Annotated in this window: 15 protein-coding genes; 4 read left to right on the plus strand and 11 right to left on the minus strand. The window is 46.1% G+C overall.

Annotated elements, in window-relative coordinates:
• Nucleotides 1-36 precede the first annotated feature (36 nt).
• The 3 genes from glgA to rsmC all read right to left on the minus strand — a co-directional run bounded on the left by glgA (nucleotide 37) and on the right by rsmC (nucleotide 3,992).
• A complete protein-coding gene (gene glgA / locus ACRRSY_RS05785) occupies nucleotides 37-1,515 on the minus strand; it encodes a glycogen synthase GlgA (protein WP_432454107.1) in 1,479 nt (492 codons plus the stop codon).
• Nucleotides 1,516-1,608: 93 nt separating this feature from the next.
• A complete protein-coding gene (gene glgC, locus ACRRSY_RS05790) occupies nucleotides 1,609-2,829 on the minus strand; it encodes a glucose-1-phosphate adenylyltransferase (RefSeq protein ID WP_432454106.1) in 1,221 nt (406 codons plus the stop codon).
• A 131-nt stretch (nucleotides 2,830-2,960) separates the two neighbouring features.
• Nucleotides 2,961-3,992: a 16S rRNA (guanine(1207)-N(2))-methyltransferase RsmC gene (gene rsmC / locus ACRRSY_RS05795; RefSeq protein WP_432464524.1), complete on the minus strand. Its 1,032-nt coding sequence runs from the start codon at nucleotides 3,990-3,992 to the stop codon at nucleotides 2,961-2,963.
• A 317-nt stretch (nucleotides 3,993-4,309) separates the two neighbouring features.
• Here rsmC and dapA point away from each other — a divergent pair, with 317 nt between their 5' ends.
• Both dapA and ACRRSY_RS05805 read left to right on the plus strand, forming a co-directional pair.
• Nucleotides 4,310-5,182 (plus strand): 4-hydroxy-tetrahydrodipicolinate synthase, encoded by an 873-nt coding sequence (dapA, locus tag ACRRSY_RS05800; protein WP_432454104.1) that lies wholly within the window; start codon nucleotides 4,310-4,312, stop codon nucleotides 5,180-5,182.
• Nucleotides 5,183-5,292: 110 nt separating this feature from the next.
• On the plus strand, nucleotides 5,293-6,066 hold the full coding sequence (locus tag ACRRSY_RS05805) for a diguanylate cyclase domain-containing protein (protein WP_432464525.1): 774 nt from the start codon (nucleotides 5,293-5,295) through the stop codon (nucleotides 6,064-6,066).
• A gap of 42 nt (nucleotides 6,067-6,108) precedes the next feature.
• Here ACRRSY_RS05805 and ACRRSY_RS05810 read toward each other — a convergent pair whose 3' ends face one another.
• From ACRRSY_RS05810 to thiB, 5 genes are all read right to left on the minus strand, one after another.
• A complete protein-coding gene (locus ACRRSY_RS05810; protein ID WP_432454102.1) occupies nucleotides 6,109-6,969 on the minus strand; it encodes an SMP-30/gluconolactonase/LRE family protein in 861 nt (286 codons plus the stop codon).
• Between the two features lie 264 nt (nucleotides 6,970-7,233).
• Nucleotides 7,234-7,572, minus strand: a complete 339-nt coding sequence (locus ACRRSY_RS05815; protein ID WP_432464526.1) for a hypothetical protein — start codon at nucleotides 7,570-7,572, stop codon at nucleotides 7,234-7,236.
• An 80-nt stretch (nucleotides 7,573-7,652) separates the two neighbouring features.
• On the minus strand, nucleotides 7,653-8,354 hold the full coding sequence (gene thiQ / locus ACRRSY_RS05820; RefSeq protein WP_432454100.1) for a thiamine ABC transporter ATP-binding protein: 702 nt from the start codon (nucleotides 8,352-8,354) through the stop codon (nucleotides 7,653-7,655).
• Nucleotides 8,341-9,909, minus strand: a complete 1,569-nt coding sequence (locus ACRRSY_RS05825) for an ABC transporter permease subunit (RefSeq protein ID WP_432464527.1) — start codon at nucleotides 9,907-9,909, stop codon at nucleotides 8,341-8,343. Before ACRRSY_RS05825 ends, thiQ begins: the two co-directional genes overlap by 14 nt.
• A 10-nt stretch (nucleotides 9,910-9,919) precedes the next feature.
• Nucleotides 9,920-10,903 (minus strand): thiamine ABC transporter substrate binding subunit, encoded by a 984-nt coding sequence (gene thiB, locus ACRRSY_RS05830; RefSeq protein WP_432464528.1) that lies wholly within the window; start codon nucleotides 10,901-10,903, stop codon nucleotides 9,920-9,922.
• A 50-nt stretch (nucleotides 10,904-10,953) separates the two neighbouring features.
• Between thiB and ACRRSY_RS05835 the strand changes: the two genes are divergently transcribed.
• Complete coding sequence (locus tag ACRRSY_RS05835; RefSeq protein WP_432464529.1) at nucleotides 10,954-11,766, plus strand: phosphotransferase; 813 nt, start codon at nucleotides 10,954-10,956, stop codon at nucleotides 11,764-11,766.
• Between the two features lie 139 nt (nucleotides 11,767-11,905).
• Here ACRRSY_RS05835 and ACRRSY_RS05840 read toward each other — a convergent pair whose 3' ends face one another.
• Together ACRRSY_RS05840 and ACRRSY_RS05845 are read right to left on the minus strand one after the other, a co-directional pair.
• Complete coding sequence (locus tag ACRRSY_RS05840) at nucleotides 11,906-12,748, minus strand: 23S rRNA (adenine(2030)-N(6))-methyltransferase RlmJ (protein WP_432464530.1); 843 nt, start codon at nucleotides 12,746-12,748, stop codon at nucleotides 11,906-11,908.
• 97 nt (nucleotides 12,749-12,845) lie between these two features.
• Nucleotides 12,846-14,231 (minus strand): PLP-dependent aminotransferase family protein, encoded by a 1,386-nt coding sequence (locus ACRRSY_RS05845; protein WP_432464531.1) that lies wholly within the window; start codon nucleotides 14,229-14,231, stop codon nucleotides 12,846-12,848.
• 116 nt (nucleotides 14,232-14,347) lie between these two features.
• Here ACRRSY_RS05845 and ACRRSY_RS05850 point away from each other — a divergent pair, with 116 nt between their 5' ends.
• Nucleotides 14,348-14,941 carry a LysE family translocator gene (locus ACRRSY_RS05850; RefSeq protein WP_432464532.1) on the plus strand — a complete coding sequence of 198 codons (594 nt, stop codon included), beginning with the start codon at nucleotides 14,348-14,350 and terminating at the stop codon, nucleotides 14,939-14,941.
• A 182-nt stretch (nucleotides 14,942-15,123) separates the two neighbouring features.
• Here ACRRSY_RS05850 and ACRRSY_RS05855 read toward each other — a convergent pair whose 3' ends face one another.
• Nucleotides 15,124-15,777 (minus strand): PEP-CTERM sorting domain-containing protein, encoded by a 654-nt coding sequence (locus tag ACRRSY_RS05855; protein WP_432464533.1) that lies wholly within the window; start codon nucleotides 15,775-15,777, stop codon nucleotides 15,124-15,126.
• Nucleotides 15,778-15,807: the final 30 nt, after the last annotated feature.

Raw genomic sequence — 15,807 nt, forward strand, 5'->3', positions numbered from 1 at the left:
TAATAGCCAGGGTCGCCACTCCCTGACGATATATTATTATTGATGTTGAACTGGCTCCACATTTAGGGCTTCATTATACAAGGCTTCATATTGCCAAACTGATTGCTGCCAATGGAACAGCGATTCCATTGCTCGGTGACGCATGGCTTTGAATGCTTCATAATCTTCTAAATAAAGCAGTAAAGCTCGGCGCAAGGTATTGAGCAAATCAGCGGGTTCGGGATCATAAAAGATATGCCCTGTGGCTTTTAAGGGATCTTCATCAAAGTCGGTCACGGTATCTTTTAAACCACCAACCCCACGAACGATGGGGAGGGTGCCATAGGCTAAGCTATACATTTGGTTGAGACCGCATGGCTCAAACAGAGATGGCATGAGGAAAAAATCCGCACCAGCTTCAACTAAGTGGGCGAGCTCGTTGCTAAAAGCATGAATAAAGCGCAATTTATTTGGCCATTGCTGCTCTAAAGTCTGTAGCTTGGCAACGATCCCACTATCCCCAGTTCCGACAATAATCACCTGCACGTTGTGGCGTAAAAATTGTTCTAAGGCTGGAAGTAGTAAATAAAAGCCTTTTTGCTCGGTTAAGCGACATACCATGCCAAAGATCGGCGCATTGGTTTGTGGCAAGTCGGCATTTAGTTGCAGGGCTTGCCGACATACGGCTTTACCACTGAGATCACTTTGAGAGTAGTTGCTTGGAATTAGTTGATCGGTTTTTGGATCCCAATCTGAATAATCGCAGCCATTGAGAATACCAACCAAATCGGCACGACGTTGTTCAAAGTAGTCACATAATCCATGAGATCCTAAACGGGTCAGTAATTCCTGTGCGTAATTTGCGCTAACGGCATTGATTTTGTCGGCAAAGCGGATCCCCGCTTTGAGTAAATTAATACAATTATAACCATCTAAAATTTGATCTACTAAGCCATCGGCTAAGCCTTCTAATAGATGGAACTGGTGTTTTTCAAAGATACCTTGAAAAGCAGCATTGTGAATGGTTAACACCGATTTACTATTGCAGAAAAAAGGGTGATGGGCGTATTTTTGCTTCAGAAGGTAGGGGACTAAAGCGGTATGCCAATCGTTGCAATGAAAAATATCGGGTTTAAAGTCTAGGGCTTTGGCGACTTGAAAAACGGCTCGAGAGAAAAAAGAAAAACGCTCGCCGTTATCGTCGTAAGCAAATTCACCTTCACTATAAAGTTGATCTCGATCGAAGTAGGCTGGTTGTTTAATGAGATAAACAGGCACATCTTCTAACATTAAACGATATACCGAATATTCTATATCGTCTATATGATTGGCGGTATGCAGTCGCAAGTCGAGCAGTTTTTCAGCCTCATCATGTCGTTTCAAAGTTTTATAAAAAGGCATGATGATTCTTACGTCTTGTCCATGCTCTTTGAGGGCAAGTGGTAAGGCTTTAGCTACATCGGCAAGACCACCAGTTTTGGCTAGGCTTTCTACTTCAGAGGCTAAGAATAGTATCCTGACAGGATGGGCTGTCACAGGTCGCTCCTTTACTAGTGAGGCACCAAATGGTTCCTCATAAGTGACGATTCTAGAGTAAATGCTTGGTTGTTTTCAAGGCAAATCGATGGATTAAAATCCAACCTTGGCACTTTTCGGAACAACAACAATACCTTCTGGTGATACAGTGAAACGTTTGCGGTCTTCCTCTAAGTTTTCTCCGATGACTGTTCCGGGGGCAATTTCTGCATTTTTGTCGATAATTGCGCGACGAATATGACAACCTTCACCAATCCGACAGTTGGCAATTAACACCGATTCACTGATCACTGAGCCGGGGCGAACATGGCTTCTAAAGCCGAGTACGCTACGATTGACTTCGGAGCCTAAGACAAAACTTCCTGCTGACACTAGGGATTGGCTAATACTTACTTTTTTATCACCGACATCTTTAAAGGTGGCAGGCGGAAGCGGCGGGTAATAAGTGTGTAACGGGAACTGGGGATTATATAACGAGAAGGGGGGCTCTTCTTCAAGCAAATCCATATGGGCAGCCCAGTATGCGTCGAGAGTTCCTACATCACGCCAATAGCCGCTGGTGGTTTCGCCAGGGATATCATTTTGAGTAAAGTCATAAGCAAAAACTTTACCCAGAGGATACAGTTTTGGAATAATGTCGTTGCCGAAATCATGGCTAGAATTGGGATCGACTGCGTCTTCATAGAGGGCTTCAAGCAGTACTTTTCTTTCAAACACATAGTTTCCCATCGATGCCAGTACATGATCGGGGTCACCGGGGATGGTCTTAGGATTCTGTTTGGGTTTTTCTTCGAAGCCGATCATCCGACCTTCTTCGTCAACTTCAATAATACCGAACTGATCTGCTTGTGCTTTCGGAACTTTAATTGCCGCGACGCTTAAAGCCGCTTCTTTGCGACGATGTTCATCGACCATTTGTCGAACGTCCATCTTATAGATATGGTCACTGCCAAAAATACAGACGTGTTCCGGTTCGTTGATTTCGATAAATCGGGCATTTTGGTAAATCGCATCTGCGGTACCGTCATACCAACGTTTACCAACTCTCATTTGTGCAGGTACGGCATCGATGAAGCGATCGGTAATTCCAGATAAGTGCCAAGCTTGGCGTAAGTGAATGTTGAGTGATTGTGATTTGAACTGGGTGAGAACGTAGATTTTTAGAAAGTCAGAGTTTACAAAATTGTTTAAAGCGAAGTCTATGAGTCGGTAACTTCCTCCAAAAGGTACCGCTGGTTTGGTTCGACTTTCGGTAAGTGGGTAGAGGCGAGTGCCTTCGCCGCCAGCGAGGATCATCGTAAGTATTCCAGCCATTAGACCTTGTCCCTTATTTATATGTATTTTGAAATCGTTTTCATTGTGCCTAGGTTTAGTTTGCAGATATTTACTTTAAAGTAAATAGCAGACTCTGCGTTTTAATTAATCCGTGAGCAATTAATATTTTTTTAGTGACAACATCGTAAAATTTTGAATTTTTTGTTGTCAAATACGCTTTCATAGGAGGTGAAATGCTGCTTAATTAAGGTTTCGTATTTTAGAAAACTATTGGCCACAATCCATAGCTCACCCTGTGTATTTAAGTGTTGCTTGGCTTGTGCTAGAAACCTTTCGGTGGTTTCATACTGGGTATCGATGCCTGCATGAAAAGGCGGATTACTCACTATAAAATCAAAGTATTGTTTCACTTCCATTAAACCATCAGAAGCAATTACCGTTCCATTTAAGTTATTTATCATTAAGGTCGCTTGGCTACTGGCGATAGCGTATGCACTTACATCGAGCAGGCTGATATCGATTTCATACAATAGTGCTTGGCTTGCACCAATAATGCCCGCGCCACAACCGAAATCGAGCACCTTACCGTGAAGTGGCGGCAAATGCTCGAGCAAAAGTTGACTGCCATCATCGAGTTTACCGTGATTAAATACGCCAGGTAGTGAACTGACTTTCAATCGCGTTTCACCTAATTGAACTTCAAATGTGCTATCCCAATGCTCGGGCAGAAAACCAGGGGCGACTTGCTGCAGTTGTCCGTAATACAGGCCACAACGTCGGGCACTATCTATCTTATTCAGCTTCACTCCAAATTCAGCCAACATTTTTTCACAGCTTTTTACGCCAGTTCGGTTTTCTCCTATCACAAAAATATCGGCACCTACTTTTAGCTGTGGCAGTAAGCAAGCAAATAAGTAAGCCGCTTCCTGTTTCGACTTGGGCATGTAAAACAATAGTGCGTCACTATGGGTCGCTAACTTTGGAGTCGCCGAAAACTGACTGTTTATTTTGGGATCTGCGATCGATTGAAAATAGCTAAATTGGCCATAATGGCTGCAACATAGTTGCAATGAGGCAACTTGTTCTAACAGCTCTTTGGGGTAGTTATCGTAGAGTTGGCCTGCAACCACTAAATGTTGTTGTACAAATAAATCTTGATGACGGGCGAGTACTTGACTAGTTGGGTGCAGTGAGCTGTTCATAGTTTGGCTTTGGTTACTCAGTTTTGTGGCCGCAATAATAGAAACTTTTGCCGAAAAAGGCTATCTCATCACGGCTTCTGCGGATTTATTTTTCAGGTTACTTGACTTTTTATACAAGCTAAGCAAACTAGCTAGCAGCTATTCGTTTTATTAAGGATACTTCCTGTTGCCATATGTTATAGAGTTTAAAAAGTATAAACGGCCCGCAATTAAACGCGGGTGGTTAATGGCTGGGTGTGAGTAAAACGTAACAACTTTTTTGAACCCGGCCACTGTGACCGGGTTTTTTTATTTTTGATGTAAGTGATGGAGCGGGCATGTTTAGAGGATCGATTGTAGCGTTGGTGACGCCCTTTATTGAAGGCAAAGTAGATTATGCGGCGATTCGCGAGTTAGTTGAATGGCATATTAATCAAGGTACCCATGGTATTGTTCCGGTCGGAACCACCGGCGAGAGCCCAACCTTAAGCCACGATGAGCACATCGCTGTGGTGAAAACAGTGGTTGAGCAGGCGAAAGGGCGGGTTCCAGTGATTGCTGGTGCGGGGTCGAATAACCCACTTGAGGCGATTGAATACACCAAAGCTGCACAGCTAGCCGGCGCTGATGCCACCTTGCACGTGGCGGGTTACTATAATCGGCCGAACCAAGACGGTTTGTATCAGCATTTTAAAATGCTCCACGATGCTACCGATATTCCGATTGTTTTATACAATATTCCACCACGAGCGGTGGTTGACCTGAGCCCTGTTACCATGGCTAAGCTGGCACAGTTGCCGCGGATTGTTGGCGTGAAAGATGCCACTGGCGATTTGTCTCGCCCTTTGTTTGAGCGTCAGTTAATCGCCGATGATTTCTGTTGGTTAAGTGGTGAAGATGCGACCGCTGTTTCTTATAATGTGAGTGGTGGACAAGGCTGCATTTCGGTGACGGCTAACGTGGCTCCTAAACTGTGTGCGCAAATGCAACAAGCCACTTTAGACGGGGATTATGCGAAAGCCAGTCAAATTCAAGATAAATTGCTGCCCTTGCATCAAGCAATGTTTATTGAACCGAGCCCGGCGGGTGCGAAATATGCAATTTCATTGCTAAACAAGTGTCAAGAAGAATGTCGTTTACCGGTGACGGCTTTATCCGAGAGTACTAAAAATCGTATTCGCCAAGCGATGCAAGCACTCGAATTAATTTAGTCGCCTTCGCTTTCCCTAAGCCGAGCATACTCGGCTTTTTTTGGGCTGTATAAGTCTAAATATCCCTTTTGCTATACTTCTAGCTACTAGCCGCTTATTAAGGATGGGTTGTGGTGGAAATTGATTTAGTAGGTTTTTTTCATCAGGTGGTTGAAGATGATAGCGGTTATTGGTTATTCCAAGCGGCGGAGGGTTTAGTCAGTGTAAAATACCCTTGGCAAGGTCAAGATTTGGAAAGCTTACCAGTAGAGCAATGGTTAAAACGGGTTGACTCTCGTTGCCGGAGTGCTTTTCAACAAGCCTTGTACGCTAGCTTATCGGCGAATACCGCCTTTACTTGCCATTACTGCCACACTGAAGACGAGTGGCTGCGTATTCATGGCGTGCCAATGGCGATCCAAGGGAAGCAAGTCTTACTGGCGAGTGTACTCCCGCTAACGATCCCTTTAATTAATGATGAAGCGAAGTTACGTGATCCGCAAAGTGGCTTACTGTCGGCGTCTTTATTCCGCGAACTGTTGATTCAGGCGATGCGTTTAAGTCATCGTAATCAAGAGCCTTTCGCCATTCTCACCCTGCATTATTTAAGTGATGATGCCGCTTTGGTATGTGCCATCGTTGCAAAGGTATTACAGCAGCAATTACGCCGTTCAGACAGTATTGCTCAGTTTAGTGATGGCGAGTTAATCGCCTTGCTTTACGGTGCCAGTCAAACCGCTGCTGCCGCCATCGCTGAAAAACTCAGCTCGCAGTTACAGCAACAGCTACAAGGCGTGTCGTTGGATAGCTTCCAGCTGGGTTGGGCATACTATCCTGAACATGGTGATAACGCAGATACTTTGTTAGCGCATCGTTTAGATATTAAGCAGCAGCTCAGCTTCTAATTAATATCTGTTTAGCTCAGGTTTTGAGCGGGTACTTGTTGCCTAAATCGGTAGCTTAACTTGGCATAAAGTTGCTGCTCTGCCTGTGTATTTTGAGTCAAAATAGTAGACATGGCCCGATGATTGTCGTTGCTTATCTTGAATGGAGGTCACTGCAATCGTGCTAAGTTGAGGTCCAATAAAGCAGCATTTGCTAACTAACTTACTGGGAAGTTGATAACTATCAACAATTCGTCGTTGTTCCAGATCGAATCTGAGTAGTTTACCGGAATCAATACCAGCCAACCAATAGCCAGCTTGGGAATCAAACATTGCCCCATCGGGCCTAAAATCCAAATCAGTGGTATTTAAGAATTTGCGATGATCAAGGATCTGGCCAGTTTGTTGGTCATATGCACATTGCCATATTTGCTGTTCTGTCGGGAACGAATCCGAATACATGAGGGTTTTCCCATCGGGAGCGAAGGCCATTCCGTTAACGGTATATAGCGACGACACCTGTTGGCTGACTGAGCCATCTAAGTCCATTCTATAAATCGATGCTCGGCCATCAAGTGACTGACTGCCAAACCACCATCGACCCAAGTTGTCGCAGCAAGATTCATTAAAGCGATTATTGGTTTGGTTCGCTTCAAGCTCCTGTAGCTTGACGTAGTTATGGTTGTTGGGGCTTAAATAACCGAGCTGATTTTCTAGTGCGAGCAAAATTGCGCCAGATTGATGTAAGGTGAGACAACCAACCTCTTCAAACAATAATACTTCGGAATACTGCTGGATGGTGAAGTCATAGAAGCATACTTTTTTGGCTTTGATATCTGCCCAGATTAACCGGTTGCGGCTTGCGTCCCAAAGCGGACTTTCTCCGAGTTGATTCGCTGGGCAATCTAAAACGTGAACCGACATGGGGCGTTATTTCCTTGAATAGATCTGTTGTTGGCAATTGAATAGGGGTAATTTGCTTTAAAAACAAATCATTATCAAGTGAAAGTCGGGATGATTGTTTTAAGAACTGAATTTGAACTTTTACTTTATGATCTACGGTACTCGGCCTGCGTTATGTCTGCATATGGCCGTAGTTTGCGAGCAGATTGCCCAGTTTTAGTTGGCGCTTTCGATATCATTTTTATTGGTAAGAGAGCTGTGTATGTTTGCAGGAGCCTTGACTCTTCAGGCTCTTGCTAGCAGTTGTGGACCACGAGTGCCTTTTTCTTCCATGTGTTGATAATACAGGCGAATATGGGTTGCCGATTGGTCGACACTGGCGCCCATGGCCTCGCGGATCTGTTTACGATTGGCTTGTTTTGCATCATCGCTATCACGCAGCTGGGTTGCGGTTAAACCGGGCTTTACATCGTTATTGCCAAATACAGCAGAGCCGGGGTTAGTCATTTGTCGCCGCGCCGTATATTCGGTTAAGGTTTGCCGAGGCGCCGTATTTTCTATTCGTTCTCGAGCTTTATAGACGGATTCGAATGAGGCGGCTTGTAAATTGTAATTAACTTGCATAGAGAGCGACCTTGTCGATGAATAAGATGCTGTATTGATCCGCTAATTTATCGGCCAATTGTCATTCATCTTTAGGATAATTAGCTGCAGGCTAAGTAATGGGCAATGTGCGCATTAGCTGGATGCGCTGCTAAGTGTTCGGTTGCGGCGAATTGACGAGTCTGCCCTTGTTCTATAAATGCCACTCGTTTAGCGACGCGCTGCGCATCTTGCCATTGGTGAGTGACCATGAGCACTGCAAATTGCCATTGCTTGGCTAAATCTTTCACTAAGTCTAAGCATTCTAGGCGTAGCACAGGGTCGAGGGCACTAAAGGGCTCATCGAGTAATAGAATCGGTTGCTGGCGCAATAAGCAACGCGCTAAGGCTGCACGTTGTTGCTGTCCACCAGAGACTTGGTCGGGGCGTTTGTCGAGCAGACTCGTAATGCCTAAGCTGGAGGCGACTTCATGTAGCTGTTGCTGTTGTAGTTGGGTGAGCTTGAGTGCGGGGCTAATGCCCAAGGCGATGTTTTGTTCTAAGCTCAGATGATGAAACAAATTATGTTGCTGGAACAACGAGGTGACAGGGCGCTGCGCGATTGCTAGGCTTAACAAGTCTTGCTCTTGCCAAGTGAGTTGGCCTGCACTCGGCTTGACAAAGCCAGCGATCAGCTCCAATAACGTACTTTTACCACTGCCACTGGCACCTAGTAGCGCAACTACTTCACCCGCTTCGACGGTTAATTGATAAGTGAAGGGTTGCTGTTGCCGAAGGCAAGTGAGTTGTTCAATTTTTAACATGCTTGCGCCCTAAACTGATATCGAGTAATAAAAATATAGCGCCGCAAAGGAGTAATAGGATCAAAGCGGTGGCACTGGCTAAGGCATACTGATAGCTGCCTAGTTGTTGGTAGAGTAACAGCGGCAAGCTGACCACATCAACATTCCCAATCAATGCGATTACCCCCATATCTCCCAGCGACAATACCATGCATAAACCTAAAGCCATGCTTAGTGGTTTACGTAGCAGGGGCCACGCGAGGTAGCGCACCTGACTGGTGAAGGGCAGTGCTAAGCTTAGACTCAACTTACGATATTGATTTAGCATATCGTTGAGTGCTGGTTTCATGCTACGAATAAAAAATGGCAAGCTCATTAAGGCGTTAATCAGGGCGACTAAGTATTGGGTGTAATGGTCGATGTTAGCGCGGCTGATAAGTAGGAAAAATAGCCCTGTGGTAATCACCATCGCTGGTGTTAACAACATAATTGATGCCAGTAGTTCCTGCAATTTACTGGTATGTTGCCGGCGTTGTTGCTGTTGGTTATTTGCATATTGGACGAGTAAAGCGGTGCCTAATAGTAGCACCCATAGGCAGCTTTGCAGAGCAATATTGAGCGACCAGTAGGTGCTATTGAGCCACAATTGCCAAGGGAGTTGCTGCCAGTTCAACTGTTGCAGTGGGCTAAAAATGCCGATAATGACTGATAGAATAAATAAATAGTAGAACGCAATCAGTAGGCGATAGCTGCTGCGTTGTCGGGCGCTTGTAGGCATTGGCTCCAGATAGGACTGTTGCAAGCGGAGCGCGTCATTTTGTTCTCGCCCGAGCAAGAGCCAGCCAAGACTGGCAGCAATCAGTAATTGTAACAACGCGCATTGCAGTGCAAAGAGCGGGTCGAAATCGTAGCGTAAGGCTTGATAAATTGCCACCTCAAGCGTGGTACTTTTAGGGCCGCCTCCCAACGCTAATACGACGGTAAAGCTGCCAAAACAAAGTAGAAAAACCAAGCCAAACAAGCCATTGAGGCGGGAGCGCAGCAATGGCCATTCGATATTGCACCAGCGTTGCCAGTCACTAAAATCTAGCTGTTTCGCTTGGCGCCAATAGCTGGCGGGGACATCGTTTAGTTGCAGGTAGCAATAGCGGGCGACTAAGGGCATATTGAGAAAACAATGAGCCAATAAAATACCGGGTAAACCGTATATATTCCACGAAAATGGGCTCAAATGTTGCAAAAACCCATTATGCCCAAAACTTCCGACACATCCTAGTACCACTAAAATCACTGGACTGACAAAACACAAATTGGCTAAACGTAATTGCCATGGGATGGTTTTGCTGGGTAGATAAAACCAGGCACGGGCGACTAATACCCCGCCAATACAGGATAGTAATGCCGAGAGTAAGGCTTGCCATAGGCTAAAGCGTAGCACTCGCCAAAGGTAGGGGTCGTGAAAGGCTGACCAACTTAGCTCTGTTGCTTGCTCGGCTAAGCCGTAGAACGCGGCGACCACGATCAAACAGATCACCGTGGTCGCGCTGTAGCCGAGAAGGGCGGGAAGTTTAGACACCGAAGTTCGTTTATTGACTTACGGCATTACGCCATTCTTTAGTCCATTGTTGACGCTGTTGACTCACAGTTTGTGGGTCGAGCGTTAGGGTTTTCGGGCTGATTAATGTACCGAAGGCTTCGGGTAATTCAAGGTCGCTTGTCACCGGTAACATCCAGTTGCTGGTGGCAATAGTTTGTTGCGCGGCTTTGCTTAACAAGAAGCTTAAAAACTGCTGGGCTAGCTGTGGTTGTTTGCTGGTGGCGCTAATCGCAGCCACTTCAATTTGGCGCATATGCCCTTCACTAAACTGTGCCGCTTGGTAACGATTTTCTTGTTCGACGATCATATGGTAGGCCGGTGAGGTGGTGTAGCTCAGTACTAGATCAGCTTCGCCTTTTAAAAACATGCCATAGGCTTCACTCCAGCCTTTGGTCACGGTGACGGTTTTCGCTTGTAGTTTTTGCCAGGTTGAACTGGCCTTGTCGCCATATAGGGCTTTAACCCATAACATTAAACCTTGACCGGGAGTACTGGTGCGTGGGTCTTGATACAAAATCGTACCATCGAAGTTGTTGATCAGTTGGTCCATCGATGTCGGTGGCTGTTTGAGTTTTTCATTATCGTAGATGAAAGCAAAATAGCCGTAATCGAAGGGGATAAAATCTTTATCTTGCCAATCGATGGCAAGTTTAGGTAAGTCGAGTTGGTGGGCTTGCACCGCATTTAGTGCCTTTGTTTCAGGAATAAGATTGGTATCTAAACCTAAAATTACGTCGGCCTGGTTGCGTCCGCCTTCTAATTTAAGACGATTCAAGATGGCAACCCCATCATCTAAGCCCACCCAGTTAATGCTACAGTCGCATTGCTTTTCAAAGGCTTTGGTGAGCGCCGGTCCTGGCCCCCATTCAGAGACAAAGCTCTGGTAGGTATAGACTGTTAGCGGTGTTTTAGCTTGGCTATTAAAGCCGACAAGGCTGATTGCACAGCAGGCTAGCCATAGCAGTTTTTTCATCTTACACTCCTTGATTATTGATTGCGCTTGGACCATTGTTGGATGTTGATTTGTTAGATAATGCGCTGCCCCCGTCAATTTACGGGTACCTGCAGCGACACCTCGCCCCTTTGTTAAAAATTGAGCGTTTGGCCGGCGGTCATCAGCACTCGTGGTTACTGGAAACGGAAACCGAACGGCTTGTCTTACGCTTAAATCAACAACAGCCTTGCTACGGCTTGGATTATCAACGCGAAAGGGAAGTATTACAACAGCTTGAGGGGCTTCCGTGGGTAATCAGTTTACATTCTTTAAGTTATCGTCATCAATTTTTGCTGTATTACTATCAAGTTGGTGAGGTGGTTAGTGCGCAGCAGTGGCAGCAACCGACCTTATGGCAACAAGTGCTCGCGATCCTTGAGCAATTACCAGCGCGAGGTCGGGGCCTGCCTTTTTTCGATATGCCGAAGTATTTACAGGCTTACGTTAGTGATGTGAAGGCCAAACCGGCACAAGGCTGGCGGGCTAAAGCTCTAGCATGGCTCGAGCGACAACAATGGCCTAGTGGCGTAGCCTTTAATCATCACGATCTGCATCTAGATAATCTGTTGCTGACTCCAGAGCAGCGTTTGTTGGTGCTGGATTGGGAATATGCGGCTTGCTCGATGGCAGGCTGGGATGCCGCCAGTGTTGCTCAGCGTTGTCCGGTCGATCTCCAGCAACGACAACAGTTACAACAGCTCTCTGGTTTAAGCGGCGCTCAGTTTGATTTGTTAGTGAATGCAGTGGCGCTGTTAGACTTGGCTTGGTATTGGCAATATAAGCCAGAGTTGCCGTTACTTGCCGAGCGCAGTCAAGCATGGCTGATGACAGTGAGCGCTTAGCTGAGGATTGGTGTTAAATATTTGCTTGAAGTTAGCGCCAAGCTAAGCAGTTCATGTTCACAGCTCACCGACGAATAAGCTTTTACTCGCGCTGTATCCAAGAGCAGCCAAGTGCTGGCTGTTCTTGGAGACTTGTCGTTTACTCTTCGGCTAAGATTTCGGCGCGCCAGTTGCCTTCGCCGTTTTCGCCTAAGGTGTCGGCCAGGTAGGGCAGTACTTGTTGCATCTCTTTCATTAAAGTCCAGGGTGGATTAATCACGATCATGCCACTGGCGGTCATGCCAAACTCGTCGCTGTCGTGTTGAATGCCTAATTCAAATAACTGGATATTCCGGATCCCGCTGTTGATCAGCGCTTTTTCCAGTTTGTCGATGCGAAAGCGCTCGACCACCGGATACCATAGTGCATAGCTACCCGAGGCAAAGCGTTTGTGCGATTCAACCAGGGTTTTGACTACCGTTTGATATTCATCTTTGACTTCATAAGAAGGGTCGATCAGTACTAGGCCGCGACGTTCCTTCGGTGGCATCAACGCGATACAAGCTTGGTGGCCATTCTCTTGACGGATCTTACAGCGCCGATCACGTTGAAACAGGCTGTGCAGTGGTGCCTGTTCGCTGGGGTGTAGTTCGTGCAGAAACAAACGATCATCGCGGCGGAGCATCATTTTGGCTATCCACGGCGAGCCCGGATAATACTGACGGGTTTTCTCGGGATGTAATTGATTCACCAGTTTCAGATAGCTTTTTAACAGCTCCGGCAAGTCGTCGGCATCCCATAACTTACCGATGCCATTTTCGAATTCACTTCTTTTGTTGGCTTCTGGACTGTTTAAACTATAGGCGCCGGCACCCGCATGAGTGTCGATGTAGCACAGTGGTTTATCTTTCTGGGTGAGATAGGCAATGATCCGTTGTTGTACTAAGTGTTTCAGTACATCGGCAAAATTACCCGCGTGATAGGAGTGGCGATAGCTTAACAAAGTGTAGTCTCGGCTTTACATACAAAGGGCATCGGCGAAAGCCGATGATAATGCGCTAGTCTAGGTACAGACCCGAGCAGATGCAAGGTTAACTAGGCTAAATGATCTGTTGTGGTGGGGCTGGGGCGGTTTTGAGCAAGTCCACTAAAACTGCCAGCGCCTGAGCTAGGTGCGGATTCGACTCCGCCTGGCCTATTGACAGACGCACCGCATTGGGGACCGACCGGTTATCCACCACAAAATGTTCGGCGGAGGCCACTTCTATGCCTGCCTGGCGGGCTGCCTGAACAAAGGTGTTACAGTGCCAGCCTGGCGGTAAACGCAGCCAGCAATGCAGGCCCCCAGAGTGGTAGGTATAGTCCATGCCAGTTAAATGATGATGGAGTAGTTGTGCGCGCTGATTAATCATTCTTGCTTGCTGTTGCAGAGCCCGATCGGCGTGACCCGCCTGGATCCATTGAATTGCAATATCCACCAATAAGGGGCTGATATTCCAGCAACTACCGCGGATCGCGCTATTGAATGCACTGAGCAATGCCACGGGGGCGTGTAAGTAGGCAAAACGCAAGCCTTTAAAAGCACCTTTGGAAAAGCTATTCAGATAGATAACCTGCTCGGGAGCCAGTTCAACCATGGCGCGCGGACGCTGTTCCGGGAGCAAGCCACAAACGTCATCTTCGATGATCATGAGTTGATGTTGCTGGCAAATCTCGATAATTTCTAGGCGGCGCTGCTCAGACATGATGGCGGCGCTGGGGTTTTGCAGGGTCGGCGTCAGGTATAGTGCTCTGGGATGATACTTCTCGATGTGCTGTAGCAAACTGTCTGGACAGATCCCTTGTTCATCCAGTTCCAGGCCTTTCAAATCGATTTTGAGTTGCTTGGCCAGCGTGATTAAACCCGGATAACATAGTGACTCGCAGAGTAGTCGTTCGCCCACTAAATCCATGGCAATCAGACATAGTTGCAAGCCATGCTGTGCCCCATAGCTAAAGAACAATTGTTCCGCTTGAAAGTGAAAACCTTGCTGCTCGGTCCAGTGACACAGCGCTTCTCGTTGGCTAAGCAGATTTTGACTGCCATCGCTATCTAACAGTTGGTCCAGCTGTTCACCTGCGTGGCTGTAGTTTTCCATCAGCTGGCAAAGCGATTTAGCCCGGGCCTGCTTAAAGGCAGTATTTTGCCACATGCCAATATGCTGATGACTGCTCTGCAGGCTGCCCCACTGCCGACGAAAATCGTTTGGCTGTTTGACATAGCTGCCGCTGCCCATTTTTGATTGGATTAAGCCCTGTTGCTCGGCCTGAGCGTAAGCGCGACTAATGGTTCCTACCGTGACTTGAAGCCACTCCGCCAGATGCCGCTGCGGGGGGAGTTTTTCACCTTGCGCCAAGCTGCCTTCGGCAATTAATTGTCTCACTTGTTCTACGATTTGAGTCGCTTTATTATCTTCGCTCGCGAGCTTTTTCCAAATTGTCATCATAACAATAAACCTTTTGACTGATTTCCAACCCTAGGTTAGCGTGAAAATACAATGATGTGGGTATATTTTTTACAAAAAACACAAATTGTATCGATTCAATTTTTTGGGGCTAGTTTATGGATATTGCAATTTTTACTTCAATGTTGTTATTTGCGTTGGTCATGGCTGGGACGCCGGGGCCCAATAATATGTTATTAACGTTTTCCGGGGCTAATTTTGGTTTTAAACGCACGCTACCGCAAATGGCCGGGATCCCGGTTGGTCTTGCCACGATGTTGATATTAATGGCGCTGGGTTTGAGTTGGGTGTTTCAACATTATCCGCCCTTGCAGTGGGGGCTTAAAATTGTGGGGAGTGTCTATCTGTTGTATTTGGCCTATCGGATCTTGGGGCAAACGAAGTTAGCGCAGCAGCAGATGAGTAAACCACTGAGTTTTTTTGAGTCGCTGGGGTTTCAGTACCTCAATCCAAAGGCGTGGATGATGAGTTCTTCAGCAGTTGCCAGTTTTGCCCTGCCCGGGGAGCAATACTGGCCATCAATTGCTGCCTTGATCCTATCATTTTTCATGATTAACCCGATTACAGCCACGGTTTGGATAAGTTTTGGGAAACTGATCGCACGTTGGCTGAACGCGCCGCTTGCCAGGCAACGCTTTAATCTGACTATGTCATGTTTAACTGCCGCTTGTGTGGTGCTGCTATGGGTTTAAACATAAAAAATGGATTGTGTTTGCCATTTAATTACAGTGCTCTTTTGCTATCGTAAACATTAATGTTTATTGGGATTAATCCGAATCAAGGCAGGGCGAACGGTTGAATGTTGTTCACCTAAATTGGGATGATTTCACTCAATAAATGAGCATGTTTTAGGATAACTATTACAAGAGGCCAACTATATATTTATTGCCATTTTGCAGGCCCTTTTTCTTCTGAACACCATTCCTGTTAAACCCAAAGTGAAAAGAGCTAATGTCGCAGGTTCCGGTACTTGATTATTTGATACTGAAACAACATCTCCGAATGCTAAGCTATCCATTCCATCTGTATCAGTTGAAGGCGTAAAGGTTACGCTATGAATAATGGGGATATCGAGATTGATATTGACAGTCTCCGAAGCGCCTGTACCAAGACCCGATAATAAGCTGTTGCCCTGTATATCAAAAGCTTCATATCCCCAGCTAGCCGTCTGCTCTTGGATATAATCAATGACATCAAACTGAATGTTGTCTGTTGCACCTGGATTATTGAGGTCCCCGTTTTTAAAAAATTGAATACTAAAGGCACCCGTGGCGCTACTGGTTGCGCCGGCATATATATAAGTTAACCCACTAGTGGCTAAATTTTGCCCCCCATATTGTGGTGAGGGATCTTGCCATGCATACATTTGATCGCTGGCAAAATAAACTTCGTCATTTAAGTATCGGTCCGCTTCCCACGCGACGCCTCTGCCTATGATGTCATCAAAATTTATTTGGCCTGCCATCGCATTACAAGATAACAATAAACTGTAAGTTGTAGCAGTAATGACTAATGATTTAATGTTCATAATTAATATAATCCATATGTGATTTAATTT

It is taken from the genome of Agarivorans sp. QJM3NY_33 (assembly GCF_050870865.2).
Taxonomy (GTDB): Bacteria; Pseudomonadota; Gammaproteobacteria; order Enterobacterales; family Celerinatantimonadaceae; genus Agarivorans.

What these genes read in the sequence shown, in the direction of transcription:
- ACRRSY_RS05815 (WP_432464526.1), bottom strand. Translation starts at nt 7,572, where the DNA reads ATGCAAGTTAATTACAATTTACAAGCCGCCTCATTCGAATCCGTCTAT.
- dapA (WP_432454104.1), top strand. Translation starts at nt 4,310, where the DNA reads ATGTTTAGAGGATCGATTGTAGCGTTGGTGACGCCCTTTATTGAAGGC.
- ACRRSY_RS05855 (WP_432464533.1), bottom strand. Translation starts at nt 15,777, where the DNA reads ATGAACATTAAATCATTAGTCATTACTGCTACAACTTACAGTTTATTG.
- glgC (WP_432454106.1), bottom strand. Translation starts at nt 2,829, where the DNA reads ATGGCTGGAATACTTACGATGATCCTCGCTGGCGGCGAAGGCACTCGC.
- ACRRSY_RS05810 (WP_432454102.1), bottom strand. Translation starts at nt 6,969, where the DNA reads ATGTCGGTTCACGTTTTAGATTGCCCAGCGAATCAACTCGGAGAAAGT.
- thiB (WP_432464528.1), bottom strand. Translation starts at nt 10,903, where the DNA reads ATGAAAAAACTGCTATGGCTAGCCTGCTGTGCAATCAGCCTTGTCGGC.
- thiQ (WP_432454100.1), bottom strand. Translation starts at nt 8,354, where the DNA reads ATGTTAAAAATTGAACAACTCACTTGCCTTCGGCAACAGCAACCCTTC.
- ACRRSY_RS05850 (WP_432464532.1), top strand. Translation starts at nt 14,348, where the DNA reads ATGGATATTGCAATTTTTACTTCAATGTTGTTATTTGCGTTGGTCATG.
- rsmC (WP_432464524.1), bottom strand. Translation starts at nt 3,992, where the DNA reads ATGAACAGCTCACTGCACCCAACTAGTCAAGTACTCGCCCGTCATCAA.
- ACRRSY_RS05845 (WP_432464531.1), bottom strand. Translation starts at nt 14,231, where the DNA reads ATGATGACAATTTGGAAAAAGCTCGCGAGCGAAGATAATAAAGCGACT.